General features: G+C 51.9%; 22 protein-coding genes and 1 pseudogene. 8 read left to right on the top strand and 15 right to left on the bottom strand.

Annotation, left to right across the window (positions count from 1 at the left end; all coding sequences use genetic code 11):
* Positions 1-411 precede the first annotated feature (411 nt).
* The 3 genes from INF68_RS20535 to INF68_RS20525 are packed head-to-tail and all read right to left on the bottom strand — an operon-like array spanning position 412 to position 1,540.
* Positions 412-609 (bottom strand): hypothetical protein, encoded by a 198-nt coding sequence (locus INF68_RS20535; protein ID WP_063854631.1) that lies wholly within the window; start codon positions 607-609, stop codon positions 412-414.
* 49 nt (positions 610-658) lie between these two features.
* Positions 659-1,069: a DUF1380 family protein gene (locus tag INF68_RS20530; RefSeq protein WP_032663704.1), complete on the bottom strand. Its 411-nt coding sequence runs from the start codon at positions 1,067-1,069 to the stop codon at positions 659-661.
* A 42-nt stretch (positions 1,070-1,111) separates the two neighbouring features.
* Positions 1,112-1,540 carry an antirestriction protein gene (locus INF68_RS20525; protein ID WP_063854630.1) on the bottom strand — a complete coding sequence of 143 codons (429 nt, stop codon included), beginning with the start codon at positions 1,538-1,540 and terminating at the stop codon, positions 1,112-1,114.
* Positions 1,541-2,063: 523 nt separating this feature from the next.
* Here INF68_RS20525 and INF68_RS20520 point away from each other — a divergent pair.
* The 5 genes and pseudogenes from INF68_RS20520 to INF68_RS23320 form a co-directional block, all read left to right on the top strand.
* The gene (locus tag INF68_RS20520; protein WP_063854629.1) at positions 2,064-3,035 is read left to right on the top strand and encodes an IS110 family transposase; all 972 of its coding nucleotides are present in this window, start codon (positions 2,064-2,066) and stop codon (positions 3,033-3,035) included.
* Positions 3,036-3,301: 266 nt separating this feature from the next.
* Positions 3,302-3,844, top strand: a complete 543-nt coding sequence (locus INF68_RS20515) for a hypothetical protein (protein WP_063854628.1) — start codon at positions 3,302-3,304, stop codon at positions 3,842-3,844.
* 13 nt (positions 3,845-3,857) lie between these two features.
* Entirely contained in the window at positions 3,858-4,127 is a 270-nt protein-coding gene (locus tag INF68_RS20510) for a hypothetical protein (RefSeq protein ID WP_063854627.1), read from the top strand.
* A gap of 522 nt (positions 4,128-4,649) precedes the next feature.
* The gene (locus tag INF68_RS20505; RefSeq protein ID WP_063854626.1) at positions 4,650-5,384 is read left to right on the top strand and encodes a hypothetical protein; all 735 of its coding nucleotides are present in this window, start codon (positions 4,650-4,652) and stop codon (positions 5,382-5,384) included.
* 1 nt (position 5,385) lies between these two features.
* Positions 5,386-5,478 (top strand): annotated as a pseudogene (locus INF68_RS23320) (dihydrodipicolinate synthase family protein); the annotation flags it as partial.
* 187 nt (positions 5,479-5,665) lie between these two features.
* Here INF68_RS23320 and INF68_RS20500 read toward each other — a convergent pair.
* The 8 genes from INF68_RS20500 to parM all read right to left on the bottom strand — a co-directional run bounded on the left by INF68_RS20500 (position 5,666) and on the right by parM (position 10,558).
* Complete coding sequence (locus INF68_RS20500) at positions 5,666-6,088, bottom strand: DUF1380 family protein (RefSeq protein WP_063854625.1); 423 nt, start codon at positions 6,086-6,088, stop codon at positions 5,666-5,668.
* A 55-nt stretch (positions 6,089-6,143) separates the two neighbouring features.
* A complete protein-coding gene (locus INF68_RS20495; RefSeq protein WP_013087144.1) occupies positions 6,144-6,365 on the bottom strand; it encodes a hypothetical protein in 222 nt (73 codons plus the stop codon).
* Positions 6,362-7,054: a DNA methylase gene (locus INF68_RS20490; protein WP_063854624.1), complete on the bottom strand. Its 693-nt coding sequence runs from the start codon at positions 7,052-7,054 to the stop codon at positions 6,362-6,364. The genes INF68_RS20495 and INF68_RS20490 overlap by 4 nt, the downstream gene beginning before the upstream one ends.
* A 530-nt stretch (positions 7,055-7,584) precedes the next feature.
* A complete protein-coding gene (locus tag INF68_RS20485) occupies positions 7,585-8,052 on the bottom strand; it encodes a hypothetical protein (RefSeq protein WP_063854623.1) in 468 nt (155 codons plus the stop codon).
* Between the two features lie 367 nt (positions 8,053-8,419).
* On the bottom strand, positions 8,420-8,626 hold the full coding sequence (locus INF68_RS20480; RefSeq protein ID WP_045261334.1) for a hypothetical protein: 207 nt from the start codon (positions 8,624-8,626) through the stop codon (positions 8,420-8,422).
* Positions 8,627-8,654: 28 nt separating this feature from the next.
* A complete protein-coding gene (locus tag INF68_RS20475) occupies positions 8,655-8,918 on the bottom strand; it encodes a hypothetical protein (RefSeq protein ID WP_032663691.1) in 264 nt (87 codons plus the stop codon).
* Between the two features lie 3 nt (positions 8,919-8,921).
* Positions 8,922-9,584: a plasmid partitioning/stability family protein gene (locus tag INF68_RS20470; protein ID WP_063854622.1), complete on the bottom strand. Its 663-nt coding sequence runs from the start codon at positions 9,582-9,584 to the stop codon at positions 8,922-8,924.
* Between the two features lie 2 nt (positions 9,585-9,586).
* A complete protein-coding gene (parM, locus tag INF68_RS20465; protein WP_080336844.1) occupies positions 9,587-10,558 on the bottom strand; it encodes a plasmid segregation protein ParM domain-containing protein in 972 nt (323 codons plus the stop codon).
* Between the two features lie 231 nt (positions 10,559-10,789).
* Here parM and umuD point away from each other — a divergent pair, with 231 nt between their 5' ends.
* The 3 genes from umuD to repE all read left to right on the top strand — a co-directional run bounded on the left by umuD (position 10,790) and on the right by repE (position 13,691).
* Entirely contained in the window at positions 10,790-11,221 is a 432-nt protein-coding gene (gene umuD, locus INF68_RS20460) for a translesion error-prone DNA polymerase V autoproteolytic subunit (RefSeq protein ID WP_032663686.1), read from the top strand.
* Positions 11,221-12,492, top strand: coding sequence for a Y-family DNA polymerase (locus tag INF68_RS20455; protein WP_063854620.1), 1,272 nt, complete (start codon positions 11,221-11,223; stop codon positions 12,490-12,492). Before umuD ends, INF68_RS20455 begins: the two co-directional genes overlap by 1 nt.
* 443 nt (positions 12,493-12,935) lie before the next feature.
* A complete protein-coding gene (gene repE / locus INF68_RS20450; protein ID WP_045261329.1) occupies positions 12,936-13,691 on the top strand; it encodes a replication initiation protein RepE in 756 nt (251 codons plus the stop codon).
* Between the two features lie 310 nt (positions 13,692-14,001).
* Here the strand turns inward: repE and INF68_RS20445 are convergent, their stop codons facing one another.
* The 4 genes from INF68_RS20445 to INF68_RS20430 all read right to left on the bottom strand — a co-directional run bounded on the left by INF68_RS20445 (position 14,002) and on the right by INF68_RS20430 (position 18,727).
* A complete protein-coding gene (locus INF68_RS20445) occupies positions 14,002-15,360 on the bottom strand; it encodes a hypothetical protein (RefSeq protein WP_063854619.1) in 1,359 nt (452 codons plus the stop codon).
* 93 nt (positions 15,361-15,453) lie between these two features.
* Positions 15,454-16,704 carry a HEPN/Toprim-associated domain-containing protein gene (locus INF68_RS20440; RefSeq protein ID WP_063854618.1) on the bottom strand — a complete coding sequence of 417 codons (1,251 nt, stop codon included), beginning with the start codon at positions 16,702-16,704 and terminating at the stop codon, positions 15,454-15,456.
* A gap of 133 nt (positions 16,705-16,837) precedes the next feature.
* Positions 16,838-17,944 (bottom strand): hypothetical protein, encoded by a 1,107-nt coding sequence (locus INF68_RS20435; RefSeq protein WP_063854617.1) that lies wholly within the window; start codon positions 17,942-17,944, stop codon positions 16,838-16,840.
* Positions 17,945-17,959: 15 nt separating this feature from the next.
* A complete protein-coding gene (locus INF68_RS20430; RefSeq protein WP_063854616.1) occupies positions 17,960-18,727 on the bottom strand; it encodes a tyrosine-type recombinase/integrase in 768 nt (255 codons plus the stop codon).
* Positions 18,728-19,152 lie beyond the last annotated feature (425 nt).

The raw sequence follows: 19,152 nt of genomic DNA, 5'->3' as shown, positions 1-19,152 counted from the left end.
ACGGCCGGAGAAGCCGCAGCCTTTGACCTTAGCCATCAGACCCTAGCGTCAGCCCGAAACCCGGAGGGGTTCGGCGGAGCCCGGCGGGTGCGCAGCGGCCGCCCTGGCGGAGTGGGGCTCGACGACCGGACAGCAACGCTGGCCGGGAGCCGAAGGGGGCCAGAAGTGGGATTCAGGTGTTTTCAGAGGATTTGCTGATCGGGTTTCAGAGCCGCCACGCCACGCCACGCCACGCAGGACCGTATCCGTGACAATTTGCTCTCACAATGGCATTCCTCTGCATTTATCCTGACTTACACCAGGACGGGAGGGGGCAGCGCCGCAGGCGCTGGCCTTGCCGCCCCGTCAGCCCGAAGGGATGACAGTGTTTTCGCGCGCGAACAGGCGGCGCATATGCCCCGCCCGGATTATTTACTGTGCATCCCCCTCACCGCCCTGGAGAATGAAGTGGCCGCAAAGATAGACGGCACACTGGCGGGTAGCCGATTCGCAGATCTCGTCCAGCACTTTCGATGTGGTTACGGGGCTGAGTCCGGATTCGCGACGTCGCTCGTTGATGAGCGTTTTATACTGGCGCAGGATGCTGCGGGTTTCCGGTGACAGTTGCATGGTGTTCTCCTTTTTTCAGTTTCCGGAGGCAACGCCTCCGGTTTCTCTGTCAGGCATCGAGCGCAGCGCGCAGGCTCAACATGACGTCGTTTTCTTCTTTCAGGGTTTCTTCTGCCGATCCGCCGCCATCCTCAGCGCATACGGCGATACGCTCCATTTCCTTCCCTGCAAGCTGCATCACCACCGCAAGCGCCGCTGCCGGAATGGTGACATTACGGTGTTTCCGTTTTTCTTCCACCATCACCTCAACAATGTTGTAGATGAGAGGGACACATCCGGAGGGATACAACTCTGCCTCCAGTCTTTCCATCACCACGTCGATCTCTTCATCACTGAGATCCCAGTCAATGCAGAGACCGCGAATATCGTTCCGGCTCCAGCTGGCGAATACAAATTTCTCGCCGTCATTATCGTCATCACGCAGCATTTCGATGGCTATCTCTTTTGCTGTACCAATCATGTTTTTCTCCATTAGTGGGGCGGCATTGCCGCCCGTGGTGAATCAGTCAAGAGCACGCCAGATCGTGGCGCTTTCAGGATGGGTATCAGCAAATGCCATAAGCTGCTCATAACGGCGGCAGAAGTGGCGGCACAGCTCCTCATGGTCATGGTTACTGTGGTGCCAGCTCCGGTGATTCAGTACCAGCGCCGTGAGGATGATCCCCGCCACCTCCCCGCTGACAGTCTGCTCAAACCAGTTGTCCGGATTGCACAGGGTCAGGCTCTCCACGTCAGGCGCCATATATCCGCCACCTTCCGGCAGCCGGTAAAACTGCCAGAATCCCCCCAGATACTCAGGGCAGTAACGCTGGGCATAGGCGTACACGGATGCCTCGGACGTCATAAAATCGCCGCCAAACAAATCAGGCAGGAAAGTCAGGCGCTGCGCACCCTCAAGACGAACAGCATCACAGGCCACGGTCTGGTTCATAGATCCTCCACGGTTAACATATTCTCGGTTCCGGCATCGCCGTGACGACACGACAGACCGGCGAAAAGCGGAGGACACAGGGGCGACGCCGCAAGCCGCAGCGCAAAGCCTTCACGGGCTGAATGCACCGTGAAGGGTGCGAACGGGTGAGGACGGAGGCGTGAGCGAACCCTTGTGGCCGATGCGGCCGGGCTACAGTGAAGTCACGGCGCATGCCGTCACCGCACGGAGCTTCAGGGGAGTTTCATTGTCCCGACGTGGCCCGGAGGGCAGCGGAGGATAAAAGCGGAAGATACTGACATCCTTGTATTATCAGCTATACAGAATGAGTTAATTCTCTACGTTAACGACCATGTTCAGGGCAAAGCAGGCCGGTGACATCCTGTGGCTAACAAGCCAGTGAATAAGATAACTACCGCTTTGCCTTTCATTCAGTGAATGACCGAAGGGTATCTAAGGCCCCGCACACCGGTGAGCCTGTATTTGCAAGGTAGGTCAGTGCTGAACTCAATGAGGAAAGGTTATGACTGTTTATCTTGGTATCGATATCGCCAGCAAGAAATTTGATGTTGCAGAACTCTGTGACGGAAATTACCGATGCAGAGCTTTTGCAAACACTTCTGCCGGTTTCTTGGCTTTTTACAAGTGGCTCAATACAGAGAACAAGCAGGACATTCACGCATGCCTGGAGGCAACTGGTGACTACGGCACGGGGCTCGCAACCTTTCTGTATGAAAGGAACTTAAAGGTCAGTGTTGTGAATCCTGCTCGTATTAAGGGATACGGCGCATCCGAGCTTTCGCGCACTAAAACTGACAGGGCAGACTCAAAACTGATTGCCCGTTTCTGCAAAGCAGCCAATCCTGAGAGATTGAAACCGATGCCTGCACCAGTGAGAAAGTTGCAGGCCCTTGTTCGTCGTATCAGCGCGCTCAATGGCATGTTAAGAATGGAGTGCAACCGTCGTGAGAATGCTGACGCAAATATTCAGGCTTCTCTCGATCGCATCATTAACCAATTGAAAAAGGAAATCGAGGCCGTCCGTCAGGAGTTACACGCTCATGTAAGGAGCCATGACGAGCTGAAAAAGCAGGACGAGCTAATACAGTCAGTTCCAGGTATAGGATCTATATCAAGCCATCTCATCCTATCGTTCATATCTGGTAAAGAATTCAGGAAAGCTAAGGAAGTAACTGCGTATTTAGGTCTAAATCCTCGTCATCATCAATCAGGTAGCTCTGTCAGAGGTAAGACGCGCATGTCAAAAATGGGAGACGCGCGACTAAGAAGTGCCCTATATATGCCAGCTCTGACTGCATTGAAGCATAACCCCGACATTAAGGCATTCGGGCAACGTTTGTTGCTTGCAGGCAAACCGAGAATGCTCGTCGTCGGAGCCGTCATGCGGAAACTAATCCATATAGTCTTCGGGGTACTAAAGTCAAATACAGCGTTCAGTTCACGTATAGCTCTAGATTCTGTTACTACAAGCTGACTTAAAGAACTGACTGATGCAGGACAGGTTCAAATGTGCCTACTTCCATTTGGCCAACGGGCAGCTTTGTGCCAACAGCGGAAGTTGGAGTGCCAGAGACTATAAAAGTTGATGGTTCTTTTTGCAGGGATGCTTACACCTCTGATTGTGTCCATGTATTATTCCCTGAATGTGATAAATTGTATGAACGTCAAGCTCAGGCGTAAATTATAATGGCTATACATCCCTAGATCTCAACTTCAGCACTCTGTTAAAAAGGAATAAAAATGGATCCGGATAAAATTCAAAACGATATTGATGCTTTATTGATTTTTATGAATGACGATATGGAACGAATCGGGGGAACTATAAAGGATACGTATTGGGGTTTTGCTCAGGGGCAAGGGGATCGTAATGCTATAGAAAAGTTACATGGTTGGTCAGAAGAAAATTTATTCGAAATTATAAATAGATGCCATTCACGCGGCTTGTTGAAAAACATGTCAACCAGATACGAACGTGTGGTATTAACAGAAGAAGGACAGAGCCGCGCGCTGTCGGTTAAGCACGGTAAGAACCGCTCTTATGAACTTGCAAGGAGCAGTTATACGATTGGCGCTATCCATGTTGCCGGGTCAGCTCAGGTAGGCGATGGTAATACGCAAAATATTTACAATGTCTTTCAGGAAGTGATAGACAAAATTGACCGTGCTGAAGCGACTTCAGAAGAAAAGGCAGAAGCTAAGTCGCTTTTAACAAAGTTCCTGGAGCATCCACTCACTTCTTCTGTGGTAGGCGGTGTTGCTGGTTCTCTTACCGGACTTTTATAAAAAGGTAAGCCACATGGAAGAACTGAAGAAATCCATCGGCCTGAGATGTACTTTCTGCCACTCCGTGCTGTTTGCATTGCCACACGAAAACTACGCCCCTCTTCATGGCTCGCTGATTGTGTGCGCAAACTGCGGGCGCGAAAATGATGTGACTTCTCTCATCTTTGTTGTTAAGGCTAAAGCGATGAATATCGCAGAAGACTATGCAGACAAGCTCATTGATAAATTTCAAAAGGATTTAAAGAAAGCATTCAAAGGAAGTAAGCACTTAAAATTTAAATAAATTCTGTAAGAATGCTGCAAGCTCTTAGTTAACCATATGTTTTAAAAGGGGTTTACCTTTTTATACTCAAATCTACTTTCATTTAACATGATGGTGAATAATTCTTAACACAAAACCATCTACTCAGGATTTTTTTGAATCATATTGATTTACATAGCAATGAGCTATCAGGTGGTTTTACATCGATAATTTGACTTAAAAACAGGTGTGGCACCTTAGGGCTAGTTACGTTTTGCACAAGATTAAATGCTGGGTCTTTCTGACCTCAGCAATAACTTTATTGTGATTGTCTGCTTTTCGCTCACTGCGGACCTTTAGCTCAGTCAGCAATGTCCGTTGCGTGCCAGAAGCGGACAGTGCTGAAAACTCACCAATTATATGATGTGTGGAGATGGCGGGTTAAGATCACAGCGCTTGTGTTGGTCTCAGCCCTGAACAATTTGAAAACCAGAATCTCAATTAGTGCGGTGCCCACATTACGTGGCTAGGATCACTAACCTGTGATTTTAAAGCAGAGGAATAATGTCTAATTTTTATTTTAATCTTGCACTCTTTGGTGCCACTTCATCTATAGCGGATATGAGAATGCTTGCTGAGCAAACTGAGCACGCTATAAACAACTCCATAGCTAACACTGAAGTAGTTGAAAGTGAGTACGGTGATGAGCATGAAGATGAGGAGGGTAACATCTATCAGTACACTCAGAAAGTCTATTCATGTGGTTCCTGTGTCAGCTATGAGGAAAGTGAAGCAAAAGCTCAACATGAGCACCTAATCACACAACTTTCACGCAGGTCAGCCTTCCTGACTATTTTTGGAATCTTTGAATATCACATGTCTGCCTGTAGAGAGATTATGATTCGAGACACAGGTTATAATAAAAAGCTTTCAAGAGGAATTGTTGAAGGAACAGAAGAGCTACTCAGAAAAGCCATTGGCTATAACAATGCTCCTGATTTAAAGCATCTCTCAGTGATACGAAATTTCTTTGCTCATAATGATGGAAAATATTATGAATATAAGGATGTTAAAAGCAAACCTGATATTGAAAGAGATAAAAAGGAAAGGCGCACCCTTTTTGCGTTTGAACAAGCTACAACAGAATTTTCAGGGATTTCTCTCAACGACTTCAACTCCATAACGATGGATGAAAGCTTCCTTCCTGAAGCGATTGATGTACTGGAAGCATTCGCAAAAACGTTATCAGACGCAATTACGCATTACGGAAATCATAAACTAAAGACCACATCACCTTAATGTTTGTGTAGGGGCAATCAGTACCGATGCCATTCTGCATCTGGCAGATGATGCGCAGGCGTCTGGTGCGAATGCCCTTTTACTCCCGGCGGTCTGACCTGCTCCCCGCTATTCATCAGAATGCTGTTAGAAATGTCCGCAGATCGCTCAAAGCTGGCCTTCACATGCACTCCCAACTAGATTGAATCCTTTTGGCCCCAATAGAAGGTTGCTAATTAAGAGGGTATCTTATTCGCTGTGGATGTCCACCGGTTGCCGGGGCGTTACCCCGGCTCTCTCCCTTACGCGGCCAGCGTCTCCTGTAATGCGTGAACGTCCTTCAGCTCATTCCTGACGGTTTCTGGCTCCTGCCGCCCGGCTTCCCAGGCCATACCGATCCGGTTTTCCAGCTCGCATTCATAGTTACGCAGGACGCGGGACAGGAGTACCGCTGGAACACTCACCTGACGGTTTGCCGCTTCGCGCTGACGGGCCAGGAGATCGCTGACTGTCAGATTATTTACCCCCTCCTGGCGGTATTGCGTCATTTTCATTTCGCCTAGCGCCTTCATCACCTCCCGGATTTCAGCCCCGTCCGGTTCTGGCAGGGCTTCACGGCAGGCTACGCTAATCCCCTCTTCCGTCCAGATCAGCAGGACCAGGGGTTCGTCAAACGTGAACATGTTTTCAAGCTGTACACAAAGGTCTTCGCGGGTTCCGTACATCGTTTTTTCTCTCTTGTAAGGGGTTACAGGCCGGGCATCAGCCCGGCAGGGTCAGTTAGTCCTGAAAGGTTTCGTCCAGCACCAGGGCTTCGCGGTAGGCTTCAAGAAGCAGGGTGTTGATCCGGCGCAGAGTCTGCGCAGCCATACGTTCGGTAAGCGTTGCCGCGTCGTGCCGGTGCTGCGATTCGAGGCGGTTCAGCAGCATCCGCACGTCACACATGGCATTGCTGAGCGCGGCCACGTCCGCGCGCAGGTGTTCAAGGCCCGGGTAGTTCATGCCGCCTCCGGATAGTCGGGGTAAAACGCACCGTCATTGGCCGCCGGCATCCTTCTCGCCCGATCAACCTGTGCCAGACGTCGAACGCCGGCGGCGTGGTACTGCTCAAGCATCTCGATCCCGATATAGCGGCGGCTGGCTTCGGCGGCGGCCACGCAGGTGGAGCCGCTGCCGGCGAACGGGTCAAGGACAATGGCCCCCGGACGCGTGAGCGATTCAATCAGCGGTCGCAGGCTCTGCACCGGCTTCTCAGTCGGGTGATGTCGGTTGCCCGTGTATTTCCAGGGGATCACGTCCGGGATGGGACGGTCCGGGGTTTGCGGCCTTCCCTTCGCCAGCAGGTAGGCGCTCTCATGGGTGTAACCCACGAACGTCGATTTTGAGGCATAGCTCTTGGCAAAGACGATATGGCCAACCACCCGGAAACCTGCTGTTTTCCACGCATTCAGAAACAGATCCGCGCGGTTCCAGGCATAGAAACTCACCATCAGGCTGTCGTTTTTCAGCACGCGGTACATTTCATGACAGGCGGGCTGGAGCCATTCGGCTGAGTTGTCCCCGGCCAGGGTGCGCCCGGTACGGTCTTTATAGCCAACCAGATACGGCGGATCGGTAAGAATAAAATCGACGGCACGCCCCGGGAAACGGGACATCACCTGCACGCAGTCACCCAGAATAAAACGGGACATAGACACACTCCTCTCTGATATGCGGCACCCTCTTGCGCCGTGCCGCCACAAAAACCCGGCTCTGAGCGGAGGGCGCAGGGGCGACGCCGCAAGCCGCAGCGCAAGCCTTTCACGGGCTGAATGCGCCGTGAAAGGTGCGAACGGGTGAGGACGGAGACAACGTGAACCCTTGCGACCGCAGCGGCCGGGTTAGCGTGAAGGCACGGCGTTGAACACGCCGCCGGCTGGCGGCAATAAGGCGGAGGGAACCGACATCCTTCGGTGCCGGTTCTGGTAGCTGATGAGTCAGGCAGGGTATGGCAGAATGCACACTGATAATGGATTCGCGCCGTTATCTTACATGTGTGCCTTTGATTTCAGGACGTCCCCGACCGGAGACGTCCTTTTTTTTCAGTCGGATATATGGCAGGTGAAAAAAGGCAGCGATTGTGCAATTATCTGTGCCGAAAACATCTGATGGGTTTTCACTTAAAACGAATATGACACATTTGAGGACGCTCTTTTCCCGGAAAGCGTCCTGCTTTTTTTCGTCAGCGCCCCTTCACTCCGTCAATGGCAATCTGCAGCGTGTCCCAGTTAAATCCGATTCCGGCATCATGGCTTCGGTCGCAGATACGCATGGCTTCTGCAATTTTCTCTTCAGACAGACTGTCATCAAGTGAAAGAAAATCATCTGCCAGCCAGAATGTCCCCAGACACAGTGCATCCGGTGGGTACTGCTTCAGCCTGGCCATGAGTCCTGCCACCGTCACATCATCCCGGCTGGCTGAAACAGGCGGCAGCACGCGATCGGCGATGTCATTCCAGCACCAGTCATCCTCCTCCGGCACCGCTTCATGCAGGGTCTGTAATTCCACGCCCGGGAGCTGGGAAAGCTGCTCCCGGATTTCACCCAGGCACAGTCGTTCACTGCTGGCATCCTCGCTCCCCAGGTAGTGGTTGTTGATATACACGGCAAATTCGCCGTTATTCAGTTCAATACAGGTCAGTCTGAACATGGTTGTGTCCTCAGCATCCGGCACCCTCTTGCGCCGTGCCGCCACAAAAACCCGGCGAAAAGCGGAAGACGCCAGGGCGACGCCGAAGCCGCAGCGCAAGCCCTTCACGGGCTGAATGCACCGTGCAGGGCGCGAACGGGTGAGGACGGAGGCGACAGCTTCCCTGGAGGCAGAAGCGGCCGGGTTAGCGTGAAGGCACGGCGGGGCGTTGTCCTGGAGGAGAAAGGAAATAAATCTGATAATTCATGACGATATATTTTGACTTAACGCAAACTGCTTCTAAACTTTCAGAACAATAACAGCAAGTATGCTTACGGCAGGGGTTGATGTCACCCTGCCGTTTTTTTCTGAAGTGCAGGTACCGGATTTAACGGCTCTCCGGTGCCGCACCAATTCTGCGCAGTGCCTCCTGCACTTCATGCAGCCCAAAAACATCATCTGCAGGCGGATTCTTTCCCGACAAGCTGCATGCCGTCAGGGTCGAGTTGTATGCTGAAACCCGCTGGCGATGCAGCGCCTGCAGGGCCACAATTACGAGCGTACGTTCGTCTCCTGTCAGGTCTTCAAGCTTCATACCGTTTCCTTCAGGTTAATGTTCATATTCATCCCCGTCCCTTTGGTTTTTTCTCGTCAAACGCCAGGAGAACCCCGAGGCCGATCAGTGAGGCATAGCAGACCTGCATCGCGATTGTCACCGGCAGGGAGATGTTATCAGCCAGAACGCCGGGAACCACAACGGCCACGCCTGCCAGTATCATTCCCCTGCCGGTCTTTTTGACCAGATCCGGCCACTGAGATTCAGGCACGTTCCGGGCACGCAGAAAGTTATGAATGCACTGCTCTGCCTTCTGTTTAATCACTGACATGTTCTAGTCTCCGAATGCCCGTTGCATATTTTTCTTTATCCTGGTCACTTCACCGGTTACCGGTGCGGCAGGCTGCGCTGGTTTCTCCGGTACTGCAGCCTTACTCACGCCAGCTGTACCGGCCATCTGCTGAACCAGAACCTGCAGCTCGCTGACCGTGCCGGGCGGTACCGGCATGCTGGCCAGCAGACGCGGCAGCTCCGGCGCGGTCGTATGCAGGGCCAGACCGGTGATAATCAGGTTTCTCAGCAGCTCTCCACGCAGGCGGGATGACACGCCCGTCAGCACACGCTCAACCCGTTCACTGCTCCGGTCATCCTGAAGCGTCAGGGTGTAACGCCGGCGCTGGTATTCCGTCTCCGGTGACATGGCCAGAGCCGCCACGCCACCATCAGGCTCATCTGGAAGTCCTGAGAGTGAAGACCAGGTACCGGAGACCAGGGCCATCACGGCGCAAAGCCGGATGGCGCTCAGCTGCCCGTCAAAGAACACCGGGATCAGCGCCGGTAAACGGGCATCCGTCTGGTACATCACCGCCCCGGCGGTGGCGGCGGTCCGGATGAAGTCACCGCGCAGGGGCTGTGAGATGGTGCTGATGGTCGCCATCGCCGCGATGTCGGTGCGATCGTCGCTGTGCAGATAGAAAGAATACTGGCCGTCCGGCACGTTTAATCCTCTTTATTGTAAAGGGCAATCTCTCTGGCCAGCGCCAGCTGCGGATCGCCTATAACCTCGATACGGTCAGGAGCCAGAGGCCAGGCCTGACGGATAGCCTCTTCAATGAGGGATGCCCCTCCCCCGACCAGGAATACCCGGTTAACGTTCCTGAAGGCCGTCAGCTCACTGGTGACACGCGCGCCCAGGGAAGTGATGGCCTCTGTAATTTTGTTCAGAACATCGTCTATTTTTCCGGCATCGTTGATCACACGCTGCAGATACTGACGATCATTGCGGTTGCGGATGACCGTGTCAGCAATAAGCGCGCTGGTTTCGCTGTCTGCCGCCCGCAGCGCGCCTGCAGCTGCGCGGGTGACCTGTGACACGCCGACAGACGGATTGCCGTGTACCGCACTGATATCGTCAAACTGTCCGACAATCACGCCGGCGTCGAGCGTGGTTCCGCCGAGATCGATAATCAGGGTGGTCTCTGCGGGTCCGGGCTTCAGCTCCGCGAGACGGGAGAACGCCGCCGGCAGTGATTCCGGCATCACCTTCACGTCCGTTACGGTAAATGCCCTGCCCTTATTCAAAACCAGCTCACGCATCAGGTTTTCCCGTTTGCGTCGGATATTCTCCTCGTTCCGCTGGCAGTCCCCGTCATAATACTCGCTCAGGGGCAGCGTCACGGTCAGGCTCACCGGCTGCGGCTCAAGTCCGCTGTTCAGCAGCGCATGATGCACGGCCAGCAGGTTGAGATCACCGTACTGATATTCCACGTTTGTTGTCGGGATGGCATCCCGGCTGACGCTGTCCCAGGTGTATTTGAGCGTGCCCACCTGATAGTTGAACGTTGCAGCACTGAATTCCGCCACTTTCCAGCCATGCCGGAAGGAGTTAGCAGAAACCCGGGTCTGCAGCTCGTTTCCTTCAAACCATGCCAGCTTAACATTAGTTGAACCATCATCGCAGTAAATATTCACCATTATGCTCCGTCAATTACACTCAATTTGATACATATTATAAGAGCAAAATGGAAAAATAAAAGCCTTATTTCTCATCATGAGCAATATAAAATAATCAAAATGATATCAATTAACATTTTGAGTAGCTTAGGTTACTCACTCTGTTCATGTCGCAGGCGATCTGGATTATCCTCACGCTGTTAAATATACTGTATGCATAACCAGTATATTTAGACGTCAGGAGGAAAGATGAAACTGCAGCTTTTCAGCACCGGGAAAGAACTCCCGCCACAGGCCCATCCGTTGTTTGCAGACCTGGCCAGCTGCGGTTTTCCCAGCCCTGCAGCTGACTATGTCGAATCTGATCTGGATCTCCATGATTACTGCATACGGCATCCGAGCGCGACTTACTACCTTCGCGCCAGCGGTGACAGCATGGCCGACGGCAGCCTTTACAATGGCGATCTGCTGGTTGTGGACTGTGCCGAGAAGCCCCGGCATGGCGATATTGTTGTGGCCAGCGTGCAGGGGGAGTTTACGGTCAAACGGCTGCTGCTGACGCCACGACTGACGCTGCAGCCCATGAACGCCGCCTGGTCGCCGATTTATCCCGACCCGGACGATCTGGATATCTTTGGCGTCGTCACGCACATCATCCACCGCCCGAGGGAGATGTACTGATGTTTGCCCTGGCCGATGTGAACAGCTTTTATGCCAGCTGCGAACGCGTTTTCCGCCCGGATTTGAAAGGAAAGCCGATCGTCGTCCTGAGCAACAACGACGGAAATGTGATCGCACGCAGCGCCGAGGCGAAGCCCTGGATCAAAATGGGCACCCCGTGGTTCCAGATAAAGAACGAGCTTTACCAGGAACAAATATATTGTTTTTCAAGCAATTATGAGCTTTACGCTTCGATGTCGGCGCGCGTGATGAGCTGTCTCGAGGAGCTGGCTCCCAGGGTGGAACAGTATTCGATTGACGAGATGTTCCTCGACCTGACCGGCGTGGAGCACTGCATGGACCTGGAGGATTTTGGCCGACAGCTGCGCCAGCACGTGTATGACTGTACCCGTCTGACCATCGGAGTGGGTGAAGGGCCGACGAAAACCCTTGCAAAATCAGCCCAGTGGGCCTCAAAGGAGTGGAAACAGTTTCGTGGCGTGCTCGCCCTGACCCGGAGAAATCCACAGCGAACGCGGAAACTGCTTTCACTGCAGCCGGTCGAAGAGATCTGGGGCGTGGGAAACCGTATTGCACGCAAGCTCAATGTTCTGGGCATCAAAACCGCGCTCGATCTGGCCCTGACGAACCCGGCCTTTATCCGGAAAAACTTCTCCGTCGTTCTCGAGCGAACAGTACGCGAACTGAACGGGGAAAGCTGCATGTCGCTTGAGGAAGCCCCGCCAGTGAAACAGCAGATTGTCTGCAGCCGCAGCTTTGGTGAGAAGGTCACTGAATACGATTCGCTCCGCCAGGCTGTCTGTCAGTACGCAGAGCGGGCCTCAGAAAAGCTGCGTAAAGAGCGCCAGTATTGCCGTCATATTTCCGTATTCATCAAAACGTCCCCCTTCGCGGTTAAAGAGCCTTACTACGGCAACGTGGCCACGGAGAAACTGCTTACTCCCACTCAGGACACCCGGGACATCATTGCGGCCGCCACAACGGCTCTGGAGCGTATCTGGAAGGACGGGCACCGGTATGCCAAAGCCGGTGTGATGCTGAACGACTTCACCGGCTCCGGCGTTTCGCAGCTGCAGCTGTTCGACGAACGTCCGCCACGTCCTCACAGCGCTGAGCTGATGAAGGTTCTCGATGGCATTAATCATTCCGGTCTGGGACAGGTCTGGTTTGCCGGGCGAGGGATTGCGCCTGCATGGCAAATGAAACGCGATATGCTCTCCCCTGCGTACACCACTCGCTGGAAAGATATCCCCATAGCGAGGATCGGTTAAATTTCGCCTTTCAGAGAGAGCCAGTAGTGCTCGCCGCAGCCGAACGGCAGGGCGAAGCCCGCGAGTGAGCGAGGAAGCACCAGGGAACTGCACGGACAAATTCTGCTTACGCTCGGAGTCTAATGGTTAGCTCCTTCAGGTTTATCCACTTATCCACGGACATATTTTTATAAGATCTTTTTAATAGGTTGTTAGGTTTACCTTTTTAGAACGTCTCTCAGCCCTTTATTCATGCGGGTTTGAGAAGGATCTTTGTGACAATTTGCCCTTTCAGTGTGACAAATCACCCTCAAAACCCCGGTTTATCTGTGACAGATTGCCCTTAACCCTGTGACAAATTGCCCTCAAAAGCTGCAGTATTTCACAAAGTTATCCCTACCTGTTGACTCTTTTTCATTTAGTGTGACAATCTTAAAATCTGTCACACTTTACACGGATCTGTCATGACGGAAGTTGCGGTTATCAACCATAAAAAACGTAAGAATAGCCCGCGTATTGTTCAGTCAAACGAACTGACTGAGGCGGCATACAGTCTGTCCCGCGATCAAAAGCGTATGCTTTATCTCTTTGTGGACCAGATCAGAAAATCTGACGGTACGCTGCAGGAGCATGATGGGATCTGTGAAATTCAGGTCGCCAAATATGCGGAAACCTTCGGCCTGACCTCCGCCGAGGCCAGTAAAGATATCCGTCAGGCGCTCAAGGGGTTCGCGGGTAAGGAAGTGGTCTTTTATCGCCCTGAAGAAGATGCAGGTGAAGAAAAGGGATATGAATCCTTCCCCTGGTTCATCAAACGTGCCCACAGTCCATCCAGAGGACTGTACAGCGTACATATCAACCCTTACCTCATCCCTTTCTTCATTGGTCTTCAGAACCGTTTTACACAGTTCCGACTCAGTGAAACGAAAGAGATCACGAATCCTTATGCCATGCGTCTCTACGAGTCGTTATGCCAGTACCGTAAGCCGGATGGCTCTGGCGTGGTATCCCTGAAAATTGACTGGATCATGGAGCGCTACCAGCTTCCGCAAAGCTATCAGCGTATGCCAGACTTCCGCCGTCGTTTCCTGCAGGCGAGTGTCGATGAAATCAACAGCAGAACGCCGATGCGGTTATCGTATATCGAGAAAAAGAAAGGCCGCCAGACTACTCATATAGTCTTTTCCTTCAGTGACATAACATCCATCACCCCTGGATGAATCTGAGGGTTCGATGTCACAAACATGAGGGTGGTTCGTCACACTTTGATTCTAAAGTTAAGGGTAATTTGTCACAGATGCTACCTTCACACCCGAACCGTACTGGAATTATGGTTCGCACCAGCTCAGAATCTTAGCTTTTTACCGCTGATTGAGGGCAGTTTGTCACAGTTAGCTAAGGGCAACTTATCACTCATTAGTTTGAGCACTGAGTGTCATTTGTCACAGATAGCATAACAGCATCCTCTATCCTGAAATTCTGCTTCAGGGCTAATTGTCACACTTTGCCTGAAACAATTCGGCTTCAGCGCTATCTCCGCATTTTTCCAGCGGTGAAAATGTGTCTGAGCAGAACGATATTAAACGTTTTATCTGAAGCCGCTGGCCAGCCCGGAGGATCTGTTAACAACACCCCTTCTTGCGCCATCCAGCTGTGAGTTTTGTGTTTGCGCTCGATGTACTCCCTGGACTCATACCCCATCGTTTCAATGATGAAGGTCGTCACTGAACTTTCTTTGGCCGGAGCTACGTTCAGGATAAAATCGGGGTGAATGTCTTCCTCCTCACCGTCCTTGATGCTTTTTGTCGTGAACAAGGGCTTGCTGAGACTGATCGCATCCGGATGATTTGGTTGACGGCCGGCATAACTGCTGGCGTTGATGATCACCTTCAGGGTTTCACGCTCCCTGTTACTGTCGACGGGAACTGGATTATCAAGCGTGTAGGCGGCATGGGCGTAGCCTTCATGGCAATAAACGTTACCATCTCCTCCCCTCCGGTATTCCAGAATTGTCCAGTAGGGTGCGCGGCTGCCGACATTGTATGTGTTTTCACCATTGATACTGACTCGTGCCTCCGGCCGGTGCACGAAGTCTTTCCCACGAACGCTGAAAACCACCTCTTCCCGGCTGACGTCTGTCGCTATTCCGATGACATACACGCACGGTTCTTTTTTCTGGCTGTTGATATCCAGCATCGTTTCCAGCTCTGAAAGCATGCAACCAATACGCTCGATGCTTAACCAAGGTACGCAGCTGAATAACTTGCTCAGGGGGGGGCCGTTGCTCATTGAGTGCTCTTCCAGCACGTCTTTTAGCCTGCTGATCGCGCCCGTAAGCCCTGGGCACTGGTACTCAGGAACCAGTTCAAGCTGGTTCAGGCCCGCAGCCTGGACAAGCGTCAGTAATTTACGCCCAAGGGCCGGAACGGGTTTCAGCATTTTACGCTTACGCTTACGCGGCACTACCGGTCCATCCACGGGGGCAGCTCTGGAATCCTTCTTCTTGTCCGGGAGCCAGTCATCACCACCAACTGGATTCAGTGGGCTTGTTTTACCTTCAACAGCTGTGTTGTCAGCGTCCTTCTCTTTTTTCAGACGAAACAGCGCACAGTGTTCGTCATGCGGCCTTGATGTCTTCACATGACGTAACTTGGCCACGTTCACTTCACAATTAAATGGCCCCTCAGCTTCAGGGTCCGGGTCAACACAGTCGCACTTGATCCACAGTTCCTGTCTGTCCATCTCGTCAAGAACCATATTCACAATGCGTAAATCTGCCCGGCCTGGTTTACGCCCATTACTGAAGACGTGAAGCAGGGCTTCCTTTTCAGCCAGATTTAGTTTCCTTTCAAACCGCCCTCTCGGATTTTTTTTCCAGACCAGTTCCATATATTTCTCCTGACAGCGAAAACCATTCAAAGAATGTGGTTTAAATGAATTCATAATGAAATACAAATGAAATTCAAAAGAAGCACAAAAGAACTACATTTGTACGTCATTTCCATTCTGAAATTGCTGCTGAAGTCCGTCCAGAATCTGTTTATCTATACCTGCCAGAAACCCGTGCATGAGAGCCTCAAGCTGATTTACATGATGGCACTCAATTAAATGGTGCTTCCCTTTCTTATCCCGGCCATTTCGATGAACAATGTCGTGTCGGATGATCACTGAACGCGCTATATCTTTCAATATATCGGGCGGGAAACTGACAAGGAGGCATTCCTGATAGAGTTTTGTAACGGTCGGGATATGGTGAAATGACAGGCTAAATAGCTCCTCTTCGATAACTTTATCGAGAGAATCAAGTTGGTTATAAATGTCTGAAAGAGGTTTTCTGGCGCTGCCCTTGAATTTATCATAGCTTTCAACGAAACGTCGCTTAACCGAAGGATGCTTTACTGCCCGTATGAAAATATCTGCAAGGTAAGCTTCCATGACGGTAATGATGCCGGAGTAACACATTCTCACCAGTACAGGATTTTCGGGTGCAGAGGCGACCAGTTCACTTAACTCTGAAAGACTCTGTCTGGCATGTCTAAGCGGTTGCGTGGCCCCTGCATGTTTCTCTTCCAGATCGTCAAAATCATCAGTCCATCCGGCAGAAATGAGCCACTTCAGGTCCAGTTCGCATACAGCGTCATCCTCGGTTATTAGCAGAATCGCTAAAGCGTAAAAGTCTTGTTGTGTACACGGGAAATTAAAGTTCGAATCACGAACCCATAAGCAATCACCGTCAACCGAGCTGACCATCAGGGAAAGCACAGGATCACCGGTTTCAATCCACGTCAGAAGTTGGGAAAAATCACTCTCGCTACTCGGCCAATGTGCCGCCTTGTCTAACCGGTCCAGCCAGTCATCCAGCGTCACATTGTCAAGAACCGGGATGACATGCTTCAGCCAGGTGATTCTGTACTGAAGATAATGTTCTCCGTGAGGGTAATCTTTGCTTTCAAGTTCGGCCAGCTCAGCAATAGAATCCGCTTTCCAGGACTCAATAGCAGTCGAAAAATCCCGTTCGAGAGCTGCCCGGTCATATCCGTTCAGCTGTAACCGCCGGCGCATCTGTGCCACGGTCGTCCGATAGCCGATAAACGTCTCCTCTGACCAGCTTCCGTCCTCCTCTTTGACAATCTCCCTGACACGGTCACCTTGCTGAAAATACCACTGATGATAGTCATTCTGCGTATCGTAAAGAGTGAAGTTACCTATAGAGATACTGGTCCACGTTGACATAGAAAACCCTTAATGTAATACAAATGAGATACATTTAGATTTCAATTGTGTATATCCCACCCACTTTAAGCCGATTTCAATAGACATACTTAAGTAATACAATTGTATTCCAATAAGTGAGTTTTAATGTGATTCAATCATCATGATAGGGACTAGCACCGCCGCAAAATTCACAGCCTTTAATTTGGCTAAATTCAGGAACACTGTCGCTCAGGTGGTTGCAACATTCACACTCGTCCAGCTCTGAATAGTAGGATAAACACTGGGTGCAAAGGTAACCATCACCATGCTGACAGATGCTGTCCGGGACCATGCAGTTTGTGCAACCGGCCGGGAGCATTGACAATAATTGCTCGTCGGTGCTCCGGAACGTTTCTTCATTGAGCAGTGTCATTCGGTCTTCCACCAATCCGCAATTTCCGCAGATAAAGGGCTCATCACCTTCAGGTAATGACTGGCGCTTATCGCACTCCGTACAAATAAACGAGATATGCCGGAACTGCTCGGTGCAAACACGGCACCGAGCAATGAACAAGGTGAACGCCTTGCTCCCGGTTGTCTGAGTGGTTGTGATCTGTGCCTTTTGCCGGCAGGAAACACAGGAGTCTATTTTAACCCCAGCTTTGGCCAGAGCATCCAGTTCCTGCTTGACCTGACTGAGCTTGATGGCTGCGTAAAACTCATTTCCCCTGAGCAGTCGGGTTTCACCATAAGCGAGCTGCCAGCTGTGGCTATGTATGCCTCCAAAAAGAGACTCCCATTCATCACGCATCAGACGATTAAGGGCGAACCAGGCATCGGCCTGCTCTTTCCGGATTTGATGCTGTTCCGCATCGCTGAAGGAGGGATGATAAAAGTGAACCACACGGTTTCGGTGTTTCCGGACTTTGTCGAAAACGATATGAGTTTTCTCACTCAGTGGTTTTTGGAGAACATCACGAAGGAGGGTACGAGTTTCGTCATAAGTGATGGACTGAAAATCGCCGTCCAGATAGGTCTGTTTTTTGGGGGGCATCTTTCTGCTGCAGACAAGACTCCAGTGCTCATGAGCCAGAGGTACTTTCAGCAGGATTTCAACTGCAGTCCAGAAACTGACGAGGGAGAACTTAGTCTTCTTGGCCTCGAGTTCTTCCCGTGCTTTGTTTAGAAACGCCATCCCGTTGTCGATCAGGGCCTGAACATCCTGGCTGAGTTCAGGGGCCCGGGGTTCCTGGTCTGCATCATCATCATCATCAAACATGTGCCTTTCCTTGCTTCAATTATTACCGCGCAGCAGCTGCAACGCGTCACGTGTATCGAGGGTGAACCGCAGCTGCTGACTGGCGGCGATATCGAGCGCGAATATCTTCGTGTACACCTCGGTACTCTCAAACTTCTCGTGGCCCAGCAGACCCTGAAGCACCTTCGGGTGAACGTGGCCATATAAAAGGTGCATCGCAAAACTGTGCCTGAACGTGTGGGGGCTGACGTCGATACTCAGTCTGACACCGTCACGATTTGCAGCATCCGTAGCCCGCACCAGCCAGTTACGCACCGTCCGGTCGGACACATTCCACACCGGCTGCGCGCGGCGTTCGCCGGTGATGGGGTCATCCTCAAACTGCTCCTTCGTGCTTGCGAACAGCCGGCGCATCTCATCGACGTAGGCCGGATCGGAGAGCGGGACAACGCGGTTGGCACTTTTCCCCTTGCGCGGACGGCCACCGCCGGCACGCCGTTGCTTGGCCGTGCGCAGAACGACATGCGGAATGCTTTCATTAAGGTGAAAGTCGCGTCGCCTCAGGGCAAGGCATTCGTTCAGGCGCGCCCCGGTATTCCATAAGGTATTGAAAAAAGCGTGCTGGCTCCAGTCCTGAACAAAGTGCAGAAGTCCGGCCACTTCCGGGGCCAGCAGATATTTTGGCAGCTCGGTGTAGTGCCGGGCCATCTCGCGCAGGGAAAGTGCGCGGCCGTAGTCCAGGCCAGCCGGCTGTCCTGTCGCCGGCAGGGCAGGGGAGGTATTAATAAAAGAGGGCAGAGTCATGGTGTCCCCGTCGTTCTGGTCACGCTGTGTAAATTCTGGCGGGTCACACCCCTGCAACCCGGCCATTTTTCACGCAGCGCAATCTGATGAAGTTCTGCTGTCATTTTCGTCGCTCGCGACCGCACCTGCCACGGAAAAAACCCGCAGAGCGGTGTGCGCTGAATTTCCGCTTTCTGGATATATACCATAAATCAGAAACAATTATTTTAGCGTGAGCAGAGAGCGGGATCGGGAAAGGATCGAAAAAGGATCGTTTTTGCCTGGATGATGGGGTCAGCAGGGGAGGGAAGGGCCGTATGTTGTGTTCTGTGACAAACTGCCCTCAGCCGGGTGACCTTTCCTCAAATAGCGGAAAACGGAATCTATGGTCACTCCCGTTTTTGCAACACCGATTTTGACGATAAATTGGCTTGCTTGAATCTATC

Origin of the sequence: Enterobacter cloacae complex sp. P16RS2, from assembly GCF_014982155.1 — a bacterium.
In the GTDB taxonomy this organism is placed as follows: Bacteria; Pseudomonadota; Gammaproteobacteria; order Enterobacterales; family Enterobacteriaceae; genus Enterobacter; species Enterobacter cloacae_M.
This window is presented reverse-complemented; position numbering and strand designations above follow the sequence as displayed.

What these genes read in the sequence shown, in the direction of transcription:
- INF68_RS20435 (WP_063854617.1), bottom strand. Translation starts at nt 17,944, where the DNA reads ATGTTTGATGATGATGATGATGCAGACCAGGAACCCCGGGCCCCTGAA.
- INF68_RS20510 (WP_063854627.1), top strand. Translation starts at nt 3,858, where the DNA reads ATGGAAGAACTGAAGAAATCCATCGGCCTGAGATGTACTTTCTGCCAC.
- umuD (WP_032663686.1), top strand. Translation starts at nt 10,790, where the DNA reads ATGAAACTGCAGCTTTTCAGCACCGGGAAAGAACTCCCGCCACAGGCC.
- INF68_RS20500 (WP_063854625.1), bottom strand. Translation starts at nt 6,088, where the DNA reads ATGTACGGAACCCGCGAAGACCTTTGTGTACAGCTTGAAAACATGTTC.
- INF68_RS20485 (WP_063854623.1), bottom strand. Translation starts at nt 8,052, where the DNA reads ATGTTCAGACTGACCTGTATTGAACTGAATAACGGCGAATTTGCCGTG.
- INF68_RS20455 (WP_063854620.1), top strand. Translation starts at nt 11,221, where the DNA reads ATGTTTGCCCTGGCCGATGTGAACAGCTTTTATGCCAGCTGCGAACGC.
- INF68_RS20445 (WP_063854619.1), bottom strand. Translation starts at nt 15,360, where the DNA reads ATGGAACTGGTCTGGAAAAAAAATCCGAGAGGGCGGTTTGAAAGGAAA.
- INF68_RS20480 (WP_045261334.1), bottom strand. Translation starts at nt 8,626, where the DNA reads ATGAAGCTTGAAGACCTGACAGGAGACGAACGTACGCTCGTAATTGTG.
- INF68_RS20490 (WP_063854624.1), bottom strand. Translation starts at nt 7,054, where the DNA reads ATGTCCCGTTTTATTCTGGGTGACTGCGTGCAGGTGATGTCCCGTTTC.
- INF68_RS20530 (WP_032663704.1), bottom strand. Translation starts at nt 1,069, where the DNA reads ATGATTGGTACAGCAAAAGAGATAGCCATCGAAATGCTGCGTGATGAC.
- INF68_RS20430 (WP_063854616.1), bottom strand. Translation starts at nt 18,727, where the DNA reads ATGACTCTGCCCTCTTTTATTAATACCTCCCCTGCCCTGCCGGCGACA.
- repE (WP_045261329.1), top strand. Translation starts at nt 12,936, where the DNA reads ATGACGGAAGTTGCGGTTATCAACCATAAAAAACGTAAGAATAGCCCG.
- INF68_RS20475 (WP_032663691.1), bottom strand. Translation starts at nt 8,918, where the DNA reads ATGTCAGTGATTAAACAGAAGGCAGAGCAGTGCATTCATAACTTTCTG.
- INF68_RS20515 (WP_063854628.1), top strand. Translation starts at nt 3,302, where the DNA reads ATGGATCCGGATAAAATTCAAAACGATATTGATGCTTTATTGATTTTT.
- INF68_RS20535 (WP_063854631.1), bottom strand. Translation starts at nt 609, where the DNA reads ATGCAACTGTCACCGGAAACCCGCAGCATCCTGCGCCAGTATAAAACG.
- INF68_RS20495 (WP_013087144.1), bottom strand. Translation starts at nt 6,365, where the DNA reads ATGAACTACCCGGGCCTTGAACACCTGCGCGCGGACGTGGCCGCGCTC.
- INF68_RS20505 (WP_063854626.1), top strand. Translation starts at nt 4,650, where the DNA reads ATGTCTAATTTTTATTTTAATCTTGCACTCTTTGGTGCCACTTCATCT.
- INF68_RS20525 (WP_063854630.1), bottom strand. Translation starts at nt 1,540, where the DNA reads ATGAACCAGACCGTGGCCTGTGATGCTGTTCGTCTTGAGGGTGCGCAG.
- INF68_RS20520 (WP_063854629.1), top strand. Translation starts at nt 2,064, where the DNA reads ATGACTGTTTATCTTGGTATCGATATCGCCAGCAAGAAATTTGATGTT.
- INF68_RS20440 (WP_063854618.1), bottom strand. Translation starts at nt 16,704, where the DNA reads ATGTCAACGTGGACCAGTATCTCTATAGGTAACTTCACTCTTTACGAT.